The organism is Kitasatospora sp. P5_F3, from assembly GCF_054049135.1.
Map to the genome: position 1 here is coordinate 1 of NZ_JBFUMY010000199.1, position 843 is coordinate 843.

Here is an 843-nt window from a genome sequence, read left to right on the forward strand (position 1 = left end):
CCTCGTACACCACCGTCATGAGCGACACGGTGAAGAACCTGTTCGAGGCACCGCAGGTCTACAAGGTCAAGGACCAGAACCAGTACCTCATGATCGTCGAGGCCCGGGGCGCGAACGAGCAGCGCTACTTCCGCTCCTTCACGGCCACCAGCCTGAACGGCAACTGGACCCCGCAGGCCGCCACCGAAGCCAACCCCTTCGCCGGCAAGGCCAACAGCGGCGCCACCTGGACCAACGACATCAGCCACGGTGACCTGGTCCGCAACAACCCCGACCAGACCATGACCATCGACCCCTGCAACCTGCAACTCCTCTACCAGGGCAAGTCCCCCACCGCCGGCGGCCCCTACGACCAACTGCCGTACCGGCCGGGCGTCCTCACCCTGCAGCACTGACCCACCGCCGCCGTCACGGGCGACCGTAGAAGTCGGGGCGCCCCATGATCCAGAGGCTGGCCTGCTTGATGGCCATGCCGGGTCGGGGCGCCTCGATCATCTGGTCGTCGCCGATGTAGAGGGCGACGTGGTGGATGTCCCGGGCGCGGCCGGTGTCGGTCCAGAAGACCAGGTCGCCGGGGCGGAGTTGGGCGTAGCTGACGGGGGTGGACTCGGCGTACTGGTCGGCGGCGAAGTGGGTCAGGCTCTTGCCCGCGCGGCGCCAGGCCATCATGGTCAGCCCGGAGCAGTCGTAGCCGGCCGGGCCCTCACCGCCCCAGATGTACGGCAGGCCGATCTTGGACCGGGCGAAGGCAATGGCGGCCTCGGCGCCCCCGGCCGACCAGGGGGACTCTGCGACGGAGTCGGCGGAGGGGCGGGCCGCGGCGGCCGCGGCGGCCGCCTCGGC

At 70.2% G+C, this 843-nt stretch carries 2 protein-coding genes; one reads left to right on the forward strand and one right to left on the reverse strand.

The features are described from left to right. Positions 1-395 (forward strand): non-reducing end alpha-L-arabinofuranosidase family hydrolase (locus ACXJMZ_RS37315; RefSeq protein ID WP_457034433.1); only part of this gene is annotated, 395 nt, incomplete at its 5' end. Between the two features lie 13 nt (positions 396-408). On the opposite strand, the gene ACXJMZ_RS37320 is transcribed toward ACXJMZ_RS37315, so the two are convergent. Then, positions 409-843 (reverse strand): C40 family peptidase (locus tag ACXJMZ_RS37320; RefSeq protein ID WP_457034434.1); only part of this gene is annotated, 435 nt, incomplete at its 5' end.